General features: G+C 40.7%; 12 protein-coding genes and 1 pseudogene. 11 read left to right on the top strand and 2 right to left on the bottom strand.

Features of this window, described 5'->3' with window-relative positions; translation table 11 throughout:
- The first annotated feature begins 3 nt into the window (after positions 1–3).
- Together M1F65_RS06165 and M1F65_RS06160 are read left to right on the top strand one after the other, a co-directional pair.
- On the top strand, positions 4–1,857 hold the full coding sequence (locus tag M1F65_RS06165; RefSeq protein WP_070696014.1) for a proline--tRNA ligase: 1,854 nt from the start codon (positions 4–6) through the stop codon (positions 1,855–1,857).
- Between the two features lie 98 nt (positions 1,858–1,955).
- The gene (locus M1F65_RS06160) at positions 1,956–3,335 is read left to right on the top strand and encodes a glycoside hydrolase family 1 protein (RefSeq protein ID WP_247925644.1); all 1,380 of its coding nucleotides are present in this window, start codon (positions 1,956–1,958) and stop codon (positions 3,333–3,335) included.
- Between the two features lie 38 nt (positions 3,336–3,373).
- Here M1F65_RS06160 and M1F65_RS06155 read toward each other — a convergent pair whose 3' ends face one another.
- Positions 3,374–3,787 (bottom strand): EamA family transporter, encoded by a 414-nt coding sequence (locus tag M1F65_RS06155; RefSeq protein WP_049519209.1) that lies wholly within the window; start codon positions 3,785–3,787, stop codon positions 3,374–3,376.
- A 215-nt stretch (positions 3,788–4,002) separates the two neighbouring features.
- Here M1F65_RS06155 and glmS point away from each other — a divergent pair, with 215 nt between their 5' ends.
- The 7 genes and pseudogenes from glmS to M1F65_RS06120 all read left to right on the top strand — a co-directional run bounded on the left by glmS (position 4,003) and on the right by M1F65_RS06120 (position 13,326).
- Positions 4,003–5,814, top strand: a complete 1,812-nt coding sequence (gene glmS / locus M1F65_RS06150; RefSeq protein WP_049519208.1) for a glutamine--fructose-6-phosphate transaminase (isomerizing) — start codon at positions 4,003–4,005, stop codon at positions 5,812–5,814.
- 245 nt (positions 5,815–6,059) lie between these two features.
- Entirely contained in the window at positions 6,060–7,835 is a 1,776-nt protein-coding gene (locus M1F65_RS06145; RefSeq protein WP_247925643.1) for a PTS mannitol transporter subunit IIBC, read from the top strand.
- 16 nt (positions 7,836–7,851) lie between these two features.
- Entirely contained in the window at positions 7,852–9,807 is a 1,956-nt protein-coding gene (locus M1F65_RS06140) for a BglG family transcription antiterminator (RefSeq protein WP_070656871.1), read from the top strand.
- Position 9,808: 1 nt separating this feature from the next.
- A complete protein-coding gene (locus M1F65_RS06135; RefSeq protein ID WP_049519205.1) occupies positions 9,809–10,246 on the top strand; it encodes a PTS mannitol transporter subunit IIA in 438 nt (145 codons plus the stop codon).
- Positions 10,247–10,307: 61 nt separating this feature from the next.
- Positions 10,308–11,444, top strand: coding sequence for a mannitol-1-phosphate 5-dehydrogenase (locus M1F65_RS06130; RefSeq protein ID WP_049519204.1), 1,137 nt, complete (start codon positions 10,308–10,310; stop codon positions 11,442–11,444).
- Positions 11,445–11,545: 101 nt separating this feature from the next.
- A pseudogene (locus tag M1F65_RS06125) lies at positions 11,546–12,163 on the top strand (SIS domain-containing protein); the annotation flags it as partial.
- Positions 12,164–12,273: 110 nt separating this feature from the next.
- The gene (locus M1F65_RS06120) at positions 12,274–13,326 is read left to right on the top strand and encodes an LLM class flavin-dependent oxidoreductase (RefSeq protein ID WP_247925642.1); all 1,053 of its coding nucleotides are present in this window, start codon (positions 12,274–12,276) and stop codon (positions 13,324–13,326) included.
- A gap of 230 nt (positions 13,327–13,556) precedes the next feature.
- On the opposite strand, the gene M1F65_RS06115 is transcribed toward M1F65_RS06120, so the two are convergent.
- Positions 13,557–14,414, bottom strand: a complete 858-nt coding sequence (locus tag M1F65_RS06115) for a 5'-nucleotidase, lipoprotein e(P4) family (RefSeq protein WP_000703387.1) — start codon at positions 14,412–14,414, stop codon at positions 13,557–13,559.
- Between the two features lie 367 nt (positions 14,415–14,781).
- On the opposite strand from M1F65_RS06115, the gene M1F65_RS06110 reads away from it, so the two are divergent.
- Positions 14,782–15,786, top strand: coding sequence for a uroporphyrinogen decarboxylase family protein (locus tag M1F65_RS06110; RefSeq protein WP_000157314.1), 1,005 nt, complete (start codon positions 14,782–14,784; stop codon positions 15,784–15,786).
- A gap of 11 nt (positions 15,787–15,797) precedes the next feature.
- Positions 15,798–16,001 carry a hypothetical protein gene (locus tag M1F65_RS06105; protein WP_000837740.1) on the top strand — a complete coding sequence of 68 codons (204 nt, stop codon included), beginning with the start codon at positions 15,798–15,800 and terminating at the stop codon, positions 15,999–16,001.

Genomic DNA, 16,001 nt, shown 5'->3' with positions numbered 1-16,001 from the left:
ATTATGAAACAAAGTAAAATGCTAATCCCAACGCTTCGCGAAATGCCAAGCGATGCTCAAGTTATCAGCCACGCCCTTATGTTGCGTGCTGGTTATGTCCGTCAAGTTTCTGCCGGTGTTTATTCTTACCTGCCACTCGCTAACCGTGTGATTGAAAAGGCTAAGAATATCATGCGCCAAGAGTTTGATAAGATTGGTGCGGTGGAGATGTTGGCTCCTGCCCTTCTCAGTGCCGATCTTTGGCGTGAATCAGGTCGTTATGAAACTTATGGTGAAGACCTTTATAAACTGAAAAACCGTGAAAAGTCAGACTTTATTCTAGGTCCGACCCACGAAGAGACTTTTACAGCTATTGTCCGTGATTCTGTTAAGTCTTACAAGCAATTGCCACTCAATCTCTACCAAATTCAACCGAAATACCGTGATGAAAAACGTCCACGTAACGGGCTTCTCCGTACGCGTGAATTTATCATGAAAGACGGCTATAGTTTCCATGCTAATTACGATAGTTTGGATGTGACTTATGACGAGTACAAAGCGGCCTATGAACGTATCTTTACTCGTAGTGGCTTGGACTTCAAGGCTATAATCGGTGATGGTGGCGCCATGGGTGGTAAGGATAGCCAAGAATTTATGGCCATCACACCAGCCCGTACAGACCTTGACCGCTGGGTTGTCTTGGACAAGTCAGTTGCCTCATTTGATGAAATTCCTGCAGAAGTGCAAGAAGAAATCAAGGCAGAATTGCTCAAATGGATGGTTTCTGGTGAAGACACCATCGCCTACTCAACTGAGTCTAGCTATGCAGCTAACTTAGAAATGGCAACAAACGAGTACAAACCAAGCAACCGTGTCGTTGCGGAAGAAGAAGTGATTCGAGTGGAAACTCCAGGTGTTAAATCCATCGATGAAGTTGCAGCCTTCCTTAATGTGCCAGAAGAGCAAACGATTAAAACTCTCTTCTACATGGCAGATGGAGAACTTGTTGTAGCCCTTCTAGTTGGAAATGACCAACTCAATGAAGTTAAGTTGAAAAACCACTTGGGAGCAGATTTCTTTGATGTTGCGAGCGAGGAAGAAGTAGCAAATGTTATCTCAGCTGGCTTTGGTTCGCTTGGCCCAGTTGGTTTGCCAGAAAATGTGAAAATCATTGCAGACCGTAAGGTACAAGATGTTCGCAATGCTGTTGTGGGGGCCAACGAAGATGGTTACCACTTGACGGGTGTGAACCCAGGTCGTGATTTCACTGCAGAATACGTGGATATCCGCGAAGTTCGTGAGGGTGAAATTTCACCAGACGGACAAGGCGTTCTTAACTTCGCGCGTGGTATCGAGATCGGTCATATTTTCAAACTCGGCACTCGTTATTCAGCAAGTATGGGCGCAGATGTTTTGGATGAAAATGGTCGTGCTGTGCCAATCATCATGGGATGTTACGGTATTGGTGTTAGCCGTCTTCTCTCAGCAGTTATGGAGCAACACGCCCGCCTCTTTGTCAACAAAACGCCTAAAGGGGAATACCGTTATGCTTGGGGAGTTAACTTCCCTAAAGAATTGGCGCCATTTGATGTGCATTTGATCACTGTCAATGTCAAGGATGAAGAAGCGCAAGCCTTAACAGAAAAACTTGAAGCAAGCTTGATGGGAGCTGGTTACGAAGTCTTGACAGACGACCGTAACGAACGTGTCGGAGTGAAGTTTAGCGATAGCGACTTGATTGGTCTGCCAATCCGTATCACTGTTGGGAAGAAAGCAGCCGATGGCATCGTAGAAGTTAAGATTAAGGCGACTGGTGACACCATCGAAGTTCATGCAGACAACTTGCTCGAAACCCTTGAAATCCTCAGCAAGAAATAAAAACTATAATCAGAAGAAAAACAAGGCAAAAATGTAACTAGTTTTTACCTTGTTTTTTCTATATAATGGGAAAAATGAATAAACGAAGAGGTAAAGCTATGCTAAAATTTCCAAAGGATTTTGTCTGGGGTTCCTCCACTTCTGGACCACAGACAGAAGGTCGTGTACCTGGTGACGGCAAGGGAGACAATCTCTGGGATTATTGGTTCCAAGTAGAGCCAAATCGTTACTACAATGGAATTGGACCTGATAAAACATCGACTTTTTACGAAAACTGGGAAAAGGATATTGAGCTTTTGGTAGAGACTGGGCATACAGCCTTCCGAACTTCTATCCAGTGGTCTCGTATTTTCCCACAGGGCCGTGAAGAGGTCAATCCGCAAGGGGTGGCTTTCTACCGTCAGGTCTTTGAAGCCATTAAGGCCAAGGGAATTCGTCTCTTAGTTAATCTCTATCACTTCGACCTGCCTTTTGCCCTCCAAGAAGACGGCGATGGTTGGGAAAATAAGGCAACTGTCAAGGCTTATGAAGACTATGCTCGTTTTTGTTTTGAGACATACGGTGACTTGGTGGACCAATGGATTACCTTTAACGAGCCCATCGTTCCCGTAGAGTTTGGCTATTTTTACGATGCCCACTATCCTCACAAGGTAGATGCCAAAGCAGCAGTTAAGGTTGCCTATCATACGCAACTGGCTAGTAGTCTTGCGGTTAAGGCCTGTCATGAAGTTTTGCCTGATTCCAAGATTGGGATTGTCCTCAACTTGACACCAGCCTATCCACGTAGCCAGCATCCCGCAGATGTCAAGGCTGCTCGCATTGCGGATCTCTTCCAAGCCCAATCTTTCCTAGATCCGTCTGTCTTGGGAGCTTATCCAGAAGAGTTAGTAGAGATTTTAGCTGAGCATGATTTGCTGCCAGAGTATACTGTTGAAGAATTAGAATTCATTCGCGAGAATACAGTTGATTTCCTAGGAGTTAACTACTACCAGCCTTTGCGTGTCATGGCGCCACGTTTTGCTAAACATCCAGACAGTCCCCTCTTGCCAGAACATTTTTACGAGCCTTATATCATGCCGGGCCGTAAAATCAATCCTCACCGTGGATGGGAAATTTATGAGCAAGGGATTTATGATATTGCCCAAAATATCAAGGAAAATTATGGTAATATTGAGTGGATGTTGACAGAGAATGGTATGGGTGTTGAAGGGGAAGAAAAATTCCGTCAAGATGGGATGATTCAAGATGATTACCGTATTGACTTTGTCAAAGGACATCTTCGTGAACTTCACCGTGCGATTGAAGATGGAGCCAACTGTAAAGGATACTTAATATGGACCTTTATTGACTGCTGGTCATGGCTCAATAGCTATAAAAATCGCTACGGTCTGGTTGAGCTTAACTTGGAAACGCAGGAACGACGCCTGAAGAAATCAGGCCACTGGTTCAAGGAACTAAGCGACCATAATGGATTTTAAGAATAAAAAGAGTGAGATGGTGTTCATCTCACTTTTTATTACAATATCATCACCAAGGTCCCAATCGTAATCAAGATACAGCCAATAATTGTTTTAAACGTCAGGACATCCTGTAGGAAGAAAAAGGCTAGAACGAGGGTAATGACGAGACTGAATTTATCGACAGCAGATACCTCAGTCGCATTGCCCATCTGTAGGGCCTTGTAGTAGCAGAGCCAGGAGGCGCCAGTGGCCAAGCCTGATAAGATGAGAAAGAGCCAACTTTTTCTACTGATATTGACAATTTCGGTCTGACTATTGGTCAAGAAAACCATGGCCCAGGCCATAAGAATGACGACGGCTGTACGAATAGCGGTTGCTAGATTGGATGGAACTCCTTCAATCCCAATCTTGGCTAAAATTGACGTTAAGGCTGCAAAGATAGCTGATAAAAGTGCGAAGAAAAACCACATAGCAAATACCTCCTCCCCTTATTATAAGTAATTGATGCCGACTTGTCAGGTATCAAGTGAAATCTTGATAAAATACTAGATAGAAAAACTATACCAATTTTTATTCTTGACAAGTGAGAAAAACAAGTATATACTGTCTTTACTGATTCCGTAAAGCGAGAATTAGACTATACCAATTTAAGGAGAAAGCACAGCTAGTCTGTGTCGTATATACTATGTGTGGAATTGTTGGTGTTGTTGGAAGCACAAATGCAACTGATATTTTGATTCAAGGGCTTGAAAAGCTCGAATACCGTGGTTATGATTCTGCGGGGATTTTTGTCCTAGGTGGTGCTGAAAATCATCTAGTCAAGGCTGTTGGTCGTATCGCAGAATTGTCTGCTAAAACTACTGGTGTTGAGGGAATAACTGGTATCGGTCATACGCGTTGGGCGACTCATGGGAAACCAACGGAAGACAATGCTCACCCACATCGCTCTGAGACTGGACGTTTTGTCTTGGTGCACAATGGAGTGATTGAAAACTACCTTGAAATCAAGGAAGAATACCTTGCAGGTCACCACTTTAAGGGGCAAACAGATACGGAAATCGCTGTTCACTTGATTGGGAAATTTGTTGAAGAAGATGGTTTGTCAGTTCTTGAAGCCTTCAAAAAAGCCCTTCATATCATCCGTGGTTCTTATGCCTTTGCTTTGGTGGATTCAGAAGATGCAGATGTTATCTATGTTGCTAAAAATAAATCTCCACTACTAGTCGGGCTTGGTGAAGGCTACAATATGGTCTGCTCGGATGCTATGGCCATGATTCGCGAGACAAGTCAGTTTATGGAAATTCATGACCAAGAGCTGGTTATTGTCCGTAAAGACAGTGTGGAAGTGCAGGATTATGACGGGCATACTCTGGAGCGTGAAAGCTACACTGCTGAGCTAGATCTGTCCGATATCGGTAAGGGGACTTATCCATACTATATGCTCAAAGAAATCGATGAACAGCCAACTGTGATGCGTAAGCTAATCAACACATACTCTGATGAGAATCAACAGATGGTTGTGGATCCTGAGATTGTTAAAGCGGTTCAGGAGGCAGATCGAATTTATATCATTGCAGCTGGAACTTCTTATAATGCAGGTTATGCTTCTAAAATGATGCTAGAAGAATTAACTGATACGCCTGTGGAATTGGGTATTGCATCTGAATGGGGTTATGCTATGCCGCTACTGAGCAAAAAACCAATGTTTATTTTGCTTAGTCAGTCAGGTGAAACTGCTGATAGTCGTCAAGTTTTAGTAAAAGCTAATGAAATGGGAATTCCAAGTTTAACTGTAACTAATGTTGCAGGCTCTACACTATCTCGTGAAGCAACTTATACTATGTTATTGCATGCTGGTCCAGAAATTGCTGTAGCTTCAACTAAGGCTTATACAGGACAAGTGGCGACATTAGCATTTCTTGCTAAGGCAGTTGGTGAAGCTAATGGGAATGAAAAAGCTAAAAAGTTTGATTTAGTGCGTGAACTTTCAATTGTAGCTCAGTCTATTGAGTCTACACTTTCAGAGAAAGAATTGATTGAAGAAAAGGTTAGAGGACTCTTAGAAACAACTCGTAATGCTTTCTACATTGGACGTGGTCAGGACTACTATGTAGTTATGGAGGCTAGCCTAAAACTTAAGGAAATTTCTTATATTCAGTGTGAAGGTTTTGCGGCAGGAGAACTTAAACATGGAACTATATCTTTAATTGAGGATGGTACACCTGTTATTGCCTTAATTTCTGACAATCCAACCGTCGCTTCTCATACTCGTGGTAATATTTCTGAAGTAGTAGCTCGTGGAGCTAATGCTCTAACTATTGTGGAAGAAGGAATAGAAAAAGAAGGTGATGACATTATTATTAATAAAGTTCATCCATATCTATCTAGTATTTCTATGGTTATTCCTACTCAATTGATTGCTTACTATGCTTCACTTCACCGTGGACTGGATGTAGATAAACCACGTAATTTGGCTAAGGCTGTTACAGTTGAATAATAAATAGATGAACAATAGGCGTAAGACTGGGAGGGTTATCTCTTAGATTTTACAGCCTATTTTTAATAACTCATAATTTGAATTTTTGATGCGGTTTTCGGTACATTTTGTTTTGTAATATGGTATAAAAAAAGAATTTTGTAACAAAAGTTGATTTTTTTGGCACAAAATCTGTGACAAAGCTTTAGTTTTAAGCGTTTTCATTTTTGTATATACTAGATTTAAAGAAAAGGAGGAAAATCCTAATGGAAGAAAAAGTATCTTTGAAAGTTAGAGTTCAAAAACTGGGAACATCACTTTCAAACATGGTTATGCCCAATATTGGAGCTTTTATTGCTTGGGGAGTGTTAACTGCCCTCTTCATTCCTGATGGCTATCTACCAAATGAACAATTGGCTGCCATTGTTGGTCCTATGTTGACTTATCTACTGCCGACTCTAATTGGTTATACAGGTGGTTATGTAATTTATGGACAACGTGGTGCCGTCGTAGGGGCTATTGCTACTGTTGGTGCAATTACAGGTTCTAGTGTTCCAATGTTTATCGGAGCTATGGTAATGGGACCACTGGGAGGATGGACTATCAAGAAATTTGATGAGAAGTTCCAGGAAAAAATTCGTTCCGGCTTTGAAATGTTAGTTAATAACTTCTCAGCTGGTCTAGTTGGTTTTGCATTATTGCTTTTGGCTTTTTACGCAATCGGTCCAGTCGTATCGACTCTTACTGGAGCTGTTGGAAATGGTGTTGAGGCTATTGTCAATGCTAAACTCCTACCTTTGGCAAACATTATTATCGAACCAGCAAAGGTACTTTTCCTTAATAATGCTCTTAATCATGGAATCTTTACACCTCTGGGAGCTGAGCAAGTATCTCAAGCTGGTAAATCTGTTCTCTTCCTCTTAGAGGCTAATCCTGGACCAGGTCTAGGTATCCTCTTGGCTTACGCCTTGTTTGGTAAAGGTTCTGCGAAATCTTCTTCTTGGGGAGCAATGGTTATCCATTTCTTCGGTGGTATCCATGAAATATACTTCCCTTATGTTATGATGAAGCCAGCTCTTTTCCTAGCTGCGATTGCTGGAGGTGTGTCAGGTACCTTTACATTCCAATTTTTAGATGCTGGTCTTAAATCTCCAGCTTCTCCAGGATCTATCATTGCGATTATGGCTATGGCTCCAAAAGGTGTGTGGCCTCATCTTAATGTCCTGCTTGGGGTATTAGTGGGAGCAATTGTCTCCTTCCTTGTAGCAGCTCTTATCCTACGTGCAGATAAGTCGACTGATGATTCGTTAGAAGCTGCTCAAGCTGCTACTCAAGCCGCTAAGGCTAAATCTAAGGGGCAAGTAGTTCCAGTTGCTGTAGATACAAACATTTCAAGAGATTCAGTAGAGAAAATTATTTTTGCCTGTGATGCTGGCATGGGGAGTTCTGCGATGGGAGCAAGTATTCTTCGTGATAAGGTTAAAAAAGCAGGTCTTGGAATTCCAGTATCTAATCAGGCTATCTCAAATTTGGTTGATATACCAAAAACATTGATTGTTACTCAGGAAGAACTGACACCAAGAGCTAAAGGCAAGAGTCCAAGTGCTATTCATGTTTCTGTCGATAATTTCTTAGCGTCCCCTCGTTATGATGAAATTGTAGCTTCATTAACAGGAGCTGCTCCAATAGCAGAAATTGAAGGAGATATACCAACTTCAGCACCAGTAGATGGTCAGGAAATTGACCTTAACCATATTGATGCTGTAGTAGTTGCTTATGGTAAAGCACAAGGATCTGCAACTATGGGCTGTGAAACGATTCGGGCTATCTTTAGAAACAAGAATATTCGTATTCCAGTTTCTACTGCCAAAATTTCAGAATTAGGTGAATTTAATTCTAAAAACATAATGATTGTAACAACTATTGCTTTACAGGCAGAAGTGCAGCAAGCAGCACCGAATTCTCAATTTCTTATTGTGGATAGTTTAGTAACAACACCAGAATATGATAAAATGGTTGCTAGAATGTATAAATTTAACTAGAGGTTTCTAAATTAGAATGCTATTAACCAAACGAGAAGAACAATTATTGAAGGCTTTCCTACATGTAGGGAAGCTTTCAATGCAAGACATGACTGAAATCTTACAGGTCTCATCTAGAACAATTTATCGGACTTTATCAGATTTGACAGATAGCATAGAGCAATATGGGATTGAAATAGCGAAGCGTGGGAAATACTATATTTTGACTGGCGAACTGGACGATCTACCGACAGAACTTGAAGTGTTAGTTGAGTATAGTCCCCAAGAAAGACAAGAGTTGATTACTTATCGCCTTCTAACTGAGAATGGTTTTGTCACCAATGAAGCCTTGCAAGAGTGCATGAAAGTCAGTAATGTAACTATTATTCAGGATATTTCAGATATTGATAAGCGTCTTTTAGACTTTGATCTGAAAATTGAACGGCAAAAGGGGTATCGCATTTCTGGTGATTCAGTTAGTAAGAGAAGATTTTTGGCTATTTTACTTACAAACTGTATCTCAGTAGCAGATTTTTCAACCGGTAATTTTGGGAGCTTTAATATTATAGAAGCAGATAGAACTAGGCTGGCCAGTCAGATTGTTAATAAGCAACTGTCAGGTTTTCCAGATATGGATGCTAGGATGAAGATGTTTTTTGCGATCTTGTTATCTCTTATAGGTCAGGAACAAAACATTGAAAATTTGCCTAATACTAGTAAGCAAGCTTTGGAAATTTCTCAAAAAATTTTTCAAGCTTACTCTAAGCAGACTGAGCAATTTTATAGTATTCAGGAAATTATCTATTTTGCTAGCATCTTGGATGAATTAATCATTAAACGTCAGGAAAATCCGCTCTTTACGGAGAAATTTGATGGTGAATTTTTCTACAATATTTCAAATCTGATTGATACGGTTTCTATGTACACCAAGATTGACTTTTTTAAGGACAAGGTTTTATTTAATTTTCTTTTCCATCATATTCGACTCAGTTTAGGCGTCCCAATCCTTTTTCAGGGTGAAAATTTGCCAGAATCTGTCCAGCTTTTAGTTGAAAGGAATAAATTTCTTTATACAGTCATTAGTCTTTTGGTGAATGATATTTTTCCGAAATATCTTCATACAGAGTATGAGTATGGCATGATTGCCCTGCATTTTATCTCTAGCTTAGGCCGTAGTCCAGAGATTTATCCAGTCCGTATTTTGCTTTTAACGGACGAACGTCGGGTCACTAGAGATTTGTTAGTCAGTAAAATTAAGAGTGTTGCTCCTTTTGTAGAGTGTATAGATATTCAGTCTCTAGTAGATTACCACAGTATTGATCTCAGTCAGTATGATTATATTTTATCTACCAAGCCGCTGCCTAATCAGGAAATCGATGTAATTTCTAGTTTTCCAACCGTCAAGGAATTGCTTGAATTGCAGGAACGGCTTCAGTATGTACAGGCACATCGTACAATTGTCGCGCGTGATGCTATCGCCCCAGAGAAAAGTTATGACTTGCAAGATTATTTGATATCTAGCAGTCAACTTTTGAGTCAATTTGAATTGGTTCAACTGGAGAATAATCAATCATTTGAGCATACAGTAGAACAAATTATCCAATATCAGAAGAATGTAAGTGACAGAAATTACCTAACAAGAAAACTGCTATCTCACTTCCAGAATAGTCCTATGGCTATTCCTAATACTGGTCTGGTGCTTTTACATAGTCAGTCTAGCAAAGTAACAACAAATAGTTTTACTATGTTTGAACTCAAACTACCTATCTCTGCATTGTCAATGAAACGAGAGAAAGAAGAGGTCAAAAGGTGTCTGTTAATGCTAATGTCTAAAGAGGCTAGCGAGGAAGTGAGAGATTTAATGACAGCTATCAGTCAGTCGATTATTGAAAATCATCTTTATACAGAGATTTACAAGACGGGAAATCAATCCATTATTTATCAGATGCTAAATACTATTTTTAACGAAAAAATTAAGAAATTGGAGAACTAATATGAAACTTGAAAAACATTTGATTAAGCTTGATAAACAATTTTCTAACAAGGAGGAAGCTATCCGTTATTGTGGGCAAGTTCTTTATGAGGGTGGATATGTTAATGAAAACTATATTGAAGCCATGATTGAGCGTGATAAAGAGCTATCTGTTTATATGGGTAACTTTATCGCCATACCGCATGGAACAGATGCAGCGAAAAAGGATGTCCTCAAGTCTGGTATTACAGTCGTTCAAGTCCCAAGAGGGGTTGATTTTGGGAATGAATCTAACACTCAAGTGGCAACGGTTCTTTTTGGTATTGCTGGTATTGGTAATGAACACTTAGAAATTATTCAGAAAATTTCTATCTTCTGTGCAGATGTAGATAATGTTCTTAAACTAGCAGATGCTCAGTCAGAAGAGCAAGTATTGCGCTTACTTGATGCTGTTGAATAATTGAATTTCTTCATTTGTCATCTAGTATATATGTCACTCAAACAAGAAAAGGAGAAATTCAATGAAACATGCTGTTCATTTTGGTGCCGGCAATATCGGTCGAGGTTTTATAGGCGAAATTCTATTCAAAAATGGTTTTCATATTGACTTTGTGGATGTCAATAATCAGATAATTCATGCTCTAAATGAAAAGAGCAAGTATGAAATTGAAATTGCACAGGAAGGACAGCCCCGCATAGAGATAGCTAATGTGGCTGGCATTAATAGTAAGGAACATCCTGAGCAAGTTATTGAAGCGATTCAAAAGGCGAATATCGTTACTACTGCAATCGGACCTAATATACTCCCTTTTATCGCTGAACTTCTAGCTAAGGGAATAGAAGCTCGACGGGCTGCAGGAAATACGCAAGCATTGGATGTTATGGCTTGTGAAAATATGATTGGTGGTTCTCAATTTCTTTATCAAGAAGTCAAGAAACATTTAAGTCCGGAAGGTTTGACATTTGCTGAGAACTGCATAGGTTTTCCAAATGCTGCAGTAGACAGGATTGTTCCAGCACAAAGTCACGAAGATCCTCTTTTTGTTGTGGTCGAGCCCTTTAATGAATGGGTTGTGGAAACTAAGCGTCTTAAAAATCCAGATTTACGTCTAGAAGATGTGCATTATGAAGAAGATTTAGAACCTTTTATTGAGCGAAAACTTTTTTCAGTCAATTCTGGACATGCAACTTCAGCTTACATTGGTGCACATTATGGTGCCAAGACAATTTTGGAAGCTCTTCAGAATCCTGCTATCAAGTCTCAGATTGAATCCGTTTTAGCTGAAATTCGGAGTCTCTTGATTGCCAAATGGAACTTTGATAAAAAAGAATTGGAGAATTATCACAAAGTCATTATAGAACGGTTTGAAAATCCTTTCATAGTGGATGAGGTTAGTCGAGTAGCTCGTACTCCAATCCGAAAATTAGGCTATAATGAGCGATTCATCCGGCCGATACGTGAATTGAAAGAACTCGGTTTGTCATATGAAAACCTACTTAAAACAGTTGGCTATGTCTTTGACTATCGAGATGTAAATGATGAAGAAAGTGTTCGATTAGGTGAATTGCTGGCTAAACAATCAGTCAAAGATGTTGTTATACAAGTTACAGGTTTAGAAGACCAAGAATTGATTGATCAAATTGTAGAGTATATTTAATCTTTTTCGAAAATCTCTTCAAACCACGTCAGCTTCACCTTGCTGTAAGTATGGTTACTGACTTCGTCAGTTCTATCCACAACCTCAAAACACTGTTTTGAGCAACCAAGGCCTATACAGCACAAATCGCAGCACTTGCCTTCCTTGCAAAAGCTGTCGGAGAAGCAAATGGCAATGCCAAAGCCCAAGCCTTTGACCTGGTTCATGAGTTGTCAATCGTAGCTCAGTCTATCGAATCAACTCTTTCAGAAAAAGAAACCATTGATGCCAAGGTTCGTGAGCTTCTTGAAACTACTCGCAACGCCTTTTACATCGGACGTGGTCAGGATTACTATGTAGCCATGGAAGCGAGTCTTAAGCTCAAAGAGATTTCTTACATCCAGTGTGAAGGTTTTGCGGCAGGAGAACTCAAGCACGGAACCATTGCCTTGATTGAAGAGGGAACCCCTGTCTTGGCCCTCTTGTCAGATCCAGTCCTTGCTAACCACACTCGTGGAAATATCCAAGAGGTTGCAGCCCGTGGTGCTAAGGTTCTCACTATCGCAGAAGAAAATGTTGCTAAAGAGACAGACGATATCGTTCTGACGACCGTTCACCCTTACCTCTCACCAATCTCAATGGTCGTGCCAACTCAATTGGTTGCCTACTTCGCAACGCTACACCGTGGCCTTGATGTGGACAAACCACGTAACCTTGCCAAGTCAGTAACAGTAGAATAAACTAAGAAAGTCTAGTTCATCTAGGCTTTTTCTAATGAGCAAATTCATTGAAAATAAAACTAATTAGTGCTAAAATACCCTAAAACTAAAAGAGATAGCGAGGAAACAGGATGGTAGAATTAGGGATTTCAACATTTGGTGAAACAACCGCTCTGGAAGCGACTGGGCAGATTTACAATCATGATGAACGCATTCGTCAGTTGGTGGCAGAGATAGAGCTGGCTGATAAGGTTGGCTTGGATGTGTACGGGATTGGGGAGCATCATCGGGAGGACTTTGCGGTATCGGCGCCAGAGCTTGTTCTTGCAGCTGGGGCAGTCAATACCAAGAAGATTCGTTTGACCAGTGCAGTCAGCATTCTCTCGAGTATGGATCCGATTCGCTTGTTCCAACAATATGCCACCATCGATGCTTTGTCAAATGGCCGTGCGGAGATTATGGCAGGGCGTGGTTCATTCACCGAGTCTTTCCCACTGTTTGGCTATGACTTGAAAGACTATGAAGCTCTCTTTGATGAAAAGTTAGAACTGCTTCAACTAGCAAATGAAAGCACCAAAGTGAACTGGCAGGGGCAATTGACTCAAAGCATTGCTGGAAAAGAAGTTTATCCCCGTCCAGTTCAGGGGAAATTACCATTGTGGGTGGCGACAGGTGGTCATGTAGAGTCAACAGTGAAGATTGCTCGGGTGGGGCTGCCGATTGTATATGCCATTATCGGTGGTAATCCGCGTTACTTCAAGAAATTGATTCAAGCTTATCGTGAGATTGGCAGGGAAGCCGGTCATGCGGATAAAGACTTGAAAGTGGGCGCTCATTCTTGGGGCTGGATTGCGGAAGATGGCGAACAGGCTGTAAAAGATTATTTCCATCCGACTAAGCAAGTGGTGGATGCGATTTCCAAGGACCGTCCACACTGGCAGGAGTTGACCTATGAGCAATATTTGGAGCAAGTTGGTCCAAATGGTGCCATGTTTGTGGGAAATCCAGACCAGGTAGCAGAAAAATTGATTCGCATGATTGAGGATTTAGGCTTGGACCGTTTCATGCTCCATCTACCGCTTGGTTCCATGCCTCATGATCAAGTTTTGAGAGCTATTGAACTTTTTGGAACGCAAGTCGCACCAAAAGTGCGTGCTTACTTTGCCATGAAAGAAGGGTTATAAAAAAATCCAATCAGTTGAGTCGATTGGTGAGGAACACCCATGGATTCAGCAACAGGTGGAAGTGGTACAAGCGATAGAGCATACTATCTAGTGGAATATATACTAGTTTATACCAAGTACAAGATAAAATAGCAAAAAAGGCGATTATCCAAGCGGAAATCGTCTTTTTTGATATTCTCACAAATACGATATCTTGTGGTTGGTGTAAACTGGTAGATAGTTCTCTTATTTTATTTATCAAAACCTTGTAAGTTTTTTTGGCGCTCTTCAGTTTGACCCTTGGCATCCAATTTATTACCATTGTAAACAGTACTTTCCCATGATCCGTACATTGGGTTAGGGAAAATGATGAATTTCTCACCAAACTCTTTTTGTAATTCCTCTAATTTTTGGTCGCGCTCAGTTTCAGAGGTCTTTGAAAACTCTGCAAAGTCCACAAGATTGTCTCCTAGTAGCATGACTAAGTTGGTTTTTTCTTGGACTGCTTGTCTACGACCTTCTTTAGATTTGACGCCTTTTTCTAAGAACATGAGATGATCGCGGCTTTGTACAGGGATTCCTTCGTTTTCTAGGTTTTTAATCGTATCATCTACCTGATCTATCGTACGGTCAGATACATAGTAAATTTGGACACCGTTTTGGTCTGCAAATTGGAGGAAGTCTTTAGCACCTGGTACAGCCTTGGCTGCGGCTTTTTTTACCCAGACATCCCAGTTTTCTGGGGTAAATGCTGTTCCATCTTTGACATTTTGCGCTTGATAAGGGCTATTGTCTAATACGGTTTCGTCTAAGTCTAAAACGATAGAGTAGGGTTTATCTGTCTGTGTTTTTAGTAGTTCTTTCAAACGATCAGTAGCGACATTGTAACCTTGTAGATAGAGTGCCTTGGTCTCAGCTGCTTTTTGATACCAAAGAGTTGACATAGTATTTTCTCTTGAACGCAACTGATCATAGGTCATGGTAACCTGATTATCAGATGTACTACTTTGTGTTGTCTGTGAATTTGCCGAATTTGTGCCACAGCCAGTCAGTAAAATGACGGAAGTAAGTGTAGAAGCAATTGTAATGGTAACTTTGGATATTTTCATAATCCCATCCTCCTAATAATAGTCTATTAATATTGTAGCGTTTTCATGGGATTTGTGCAAGGAAATATCGAGAGAAAAGAAATTTTTCAGTAGTAATTTGGTATTAGGATAAAATTATGTACTTAATTTTGGAATGAAGATGGATATAAAAAAATTCAATCGGCTTGATAGAAAATCTATATCAGTTCCTTTTTGAAAAATAGATGAAAATAAAGTGAATCTTTGAAAGGCTAGTAACATCAAGCTTTTCAGGGATTTTTTTCTTTATAGATATAAAAATTTCCAATCGAGTTGATAGTCAATATATATTGGGAAAAGGGGAAAAGGAGTGGTAAGATGGTTTCAATCCAAATGGAAGGAGAAAGGTATGGCAAGCAAAAGAGATTTAGTCTTTAGAGCGATTCGAGGCGATGAAGTGGAAAGAGTTCCTGTCGGATTTTGGTTTCATTTTGTAACACTCGAAGAAAAGGGGCAGGGATTAAATAATCCACGTATCTTTCAAAAAAGTGTTGATGGGCATCGCAGCTATGTGGAAAGGATTCGCCCTGATTTTGTCAAAATTATGAGCGATGGTTTTTTCCTTTATCCAAGTAATGTCTATAATCCTAAGATTGCAAGCATTCGGGAGCTGACTTCTATTGAGTCGATTGGTGAGGAACACCCATGGATTCAGCAACAGGTGGAAGTGGTACAAGCGATTCGAGAGACCTTTACCGAAGAGATTGCTTCTTTCTACAATATCTTTTCACCAATCTCCTACCTCAAGCGCTGGTTCCGCACAGAAACTTCTCGAGGAGATAGGGAAGTGGCTGATCTATTGCTTGAAAATCCTGAGCAATTTAGAGCTATTCTAGACGTGATTGCAGGAGATATTGCTATCCTAACTCAGAAAATCATCCAGCAAGGCGGTGTTGACGGGATTTACCTCAGTACCCAGGAAATTCAAGATGAGCGCATCACACCAGCACTCTACCAAACCTATATCGAACCGAGCAATATAGCGATTTTGGAGGCAGCTAATCAGGTGGGTGGGACCAATATCCTCCATATCTGTGGTTTTGAAGGTGCGAGCAATGATGTGACGATTTTTAAGGACTATCCAGCTCAAGTGGTCAACTGGGCGACCCACCATGAGGATGTTAGTTTGACACAGGGGCAGGAGTTGTTTCCAGGCAAGGCCGTTTTAGGTGGATTTGAAAACGGCAAGAAAAGCTTGCTTTATCAAGGTTCCAAGGCGGAATTGCAAGATGAAACAAGACGGTTGCTGGCTGAAGCTGGTAGTAAAGGCGTTCTTCTGGGAGCTGACTGTACTGTTCCAGATGACTTTGACTTAGAGAGGTTGGACTGGATTCGGCAGGCAGCTGTTCTCTAAAAGGAGGAGCTATGAAAAGTAAAAGATGGGGCATCTTCATTGCAGTTGTCGGTTTGCTGGCCTTGGTTGCCATAAGCGTCGTAAAAAATCAGCACTGCAAAAATGGAGAGAGATGTCATGGAGTTCAGGATTTTTCCAAGTCCAGTCTCCCCTTTCTACGCTCGAATGATATCGCAAGCAGTTTATTAGTTGAAAAAGTAAGAAATGGAGAATAA

The organism is Streptococcus oralis, from assembly GCF_023109195.1.
GTDB lineage: Bacteria > Bacillota > Bacilli > Lactobacillales > Streptococcaceae > Streptococcus > Streptococcus oralis_BV.
This window is presented reverse-complemented; position numbering and strand designations above follow the sequence as displayed.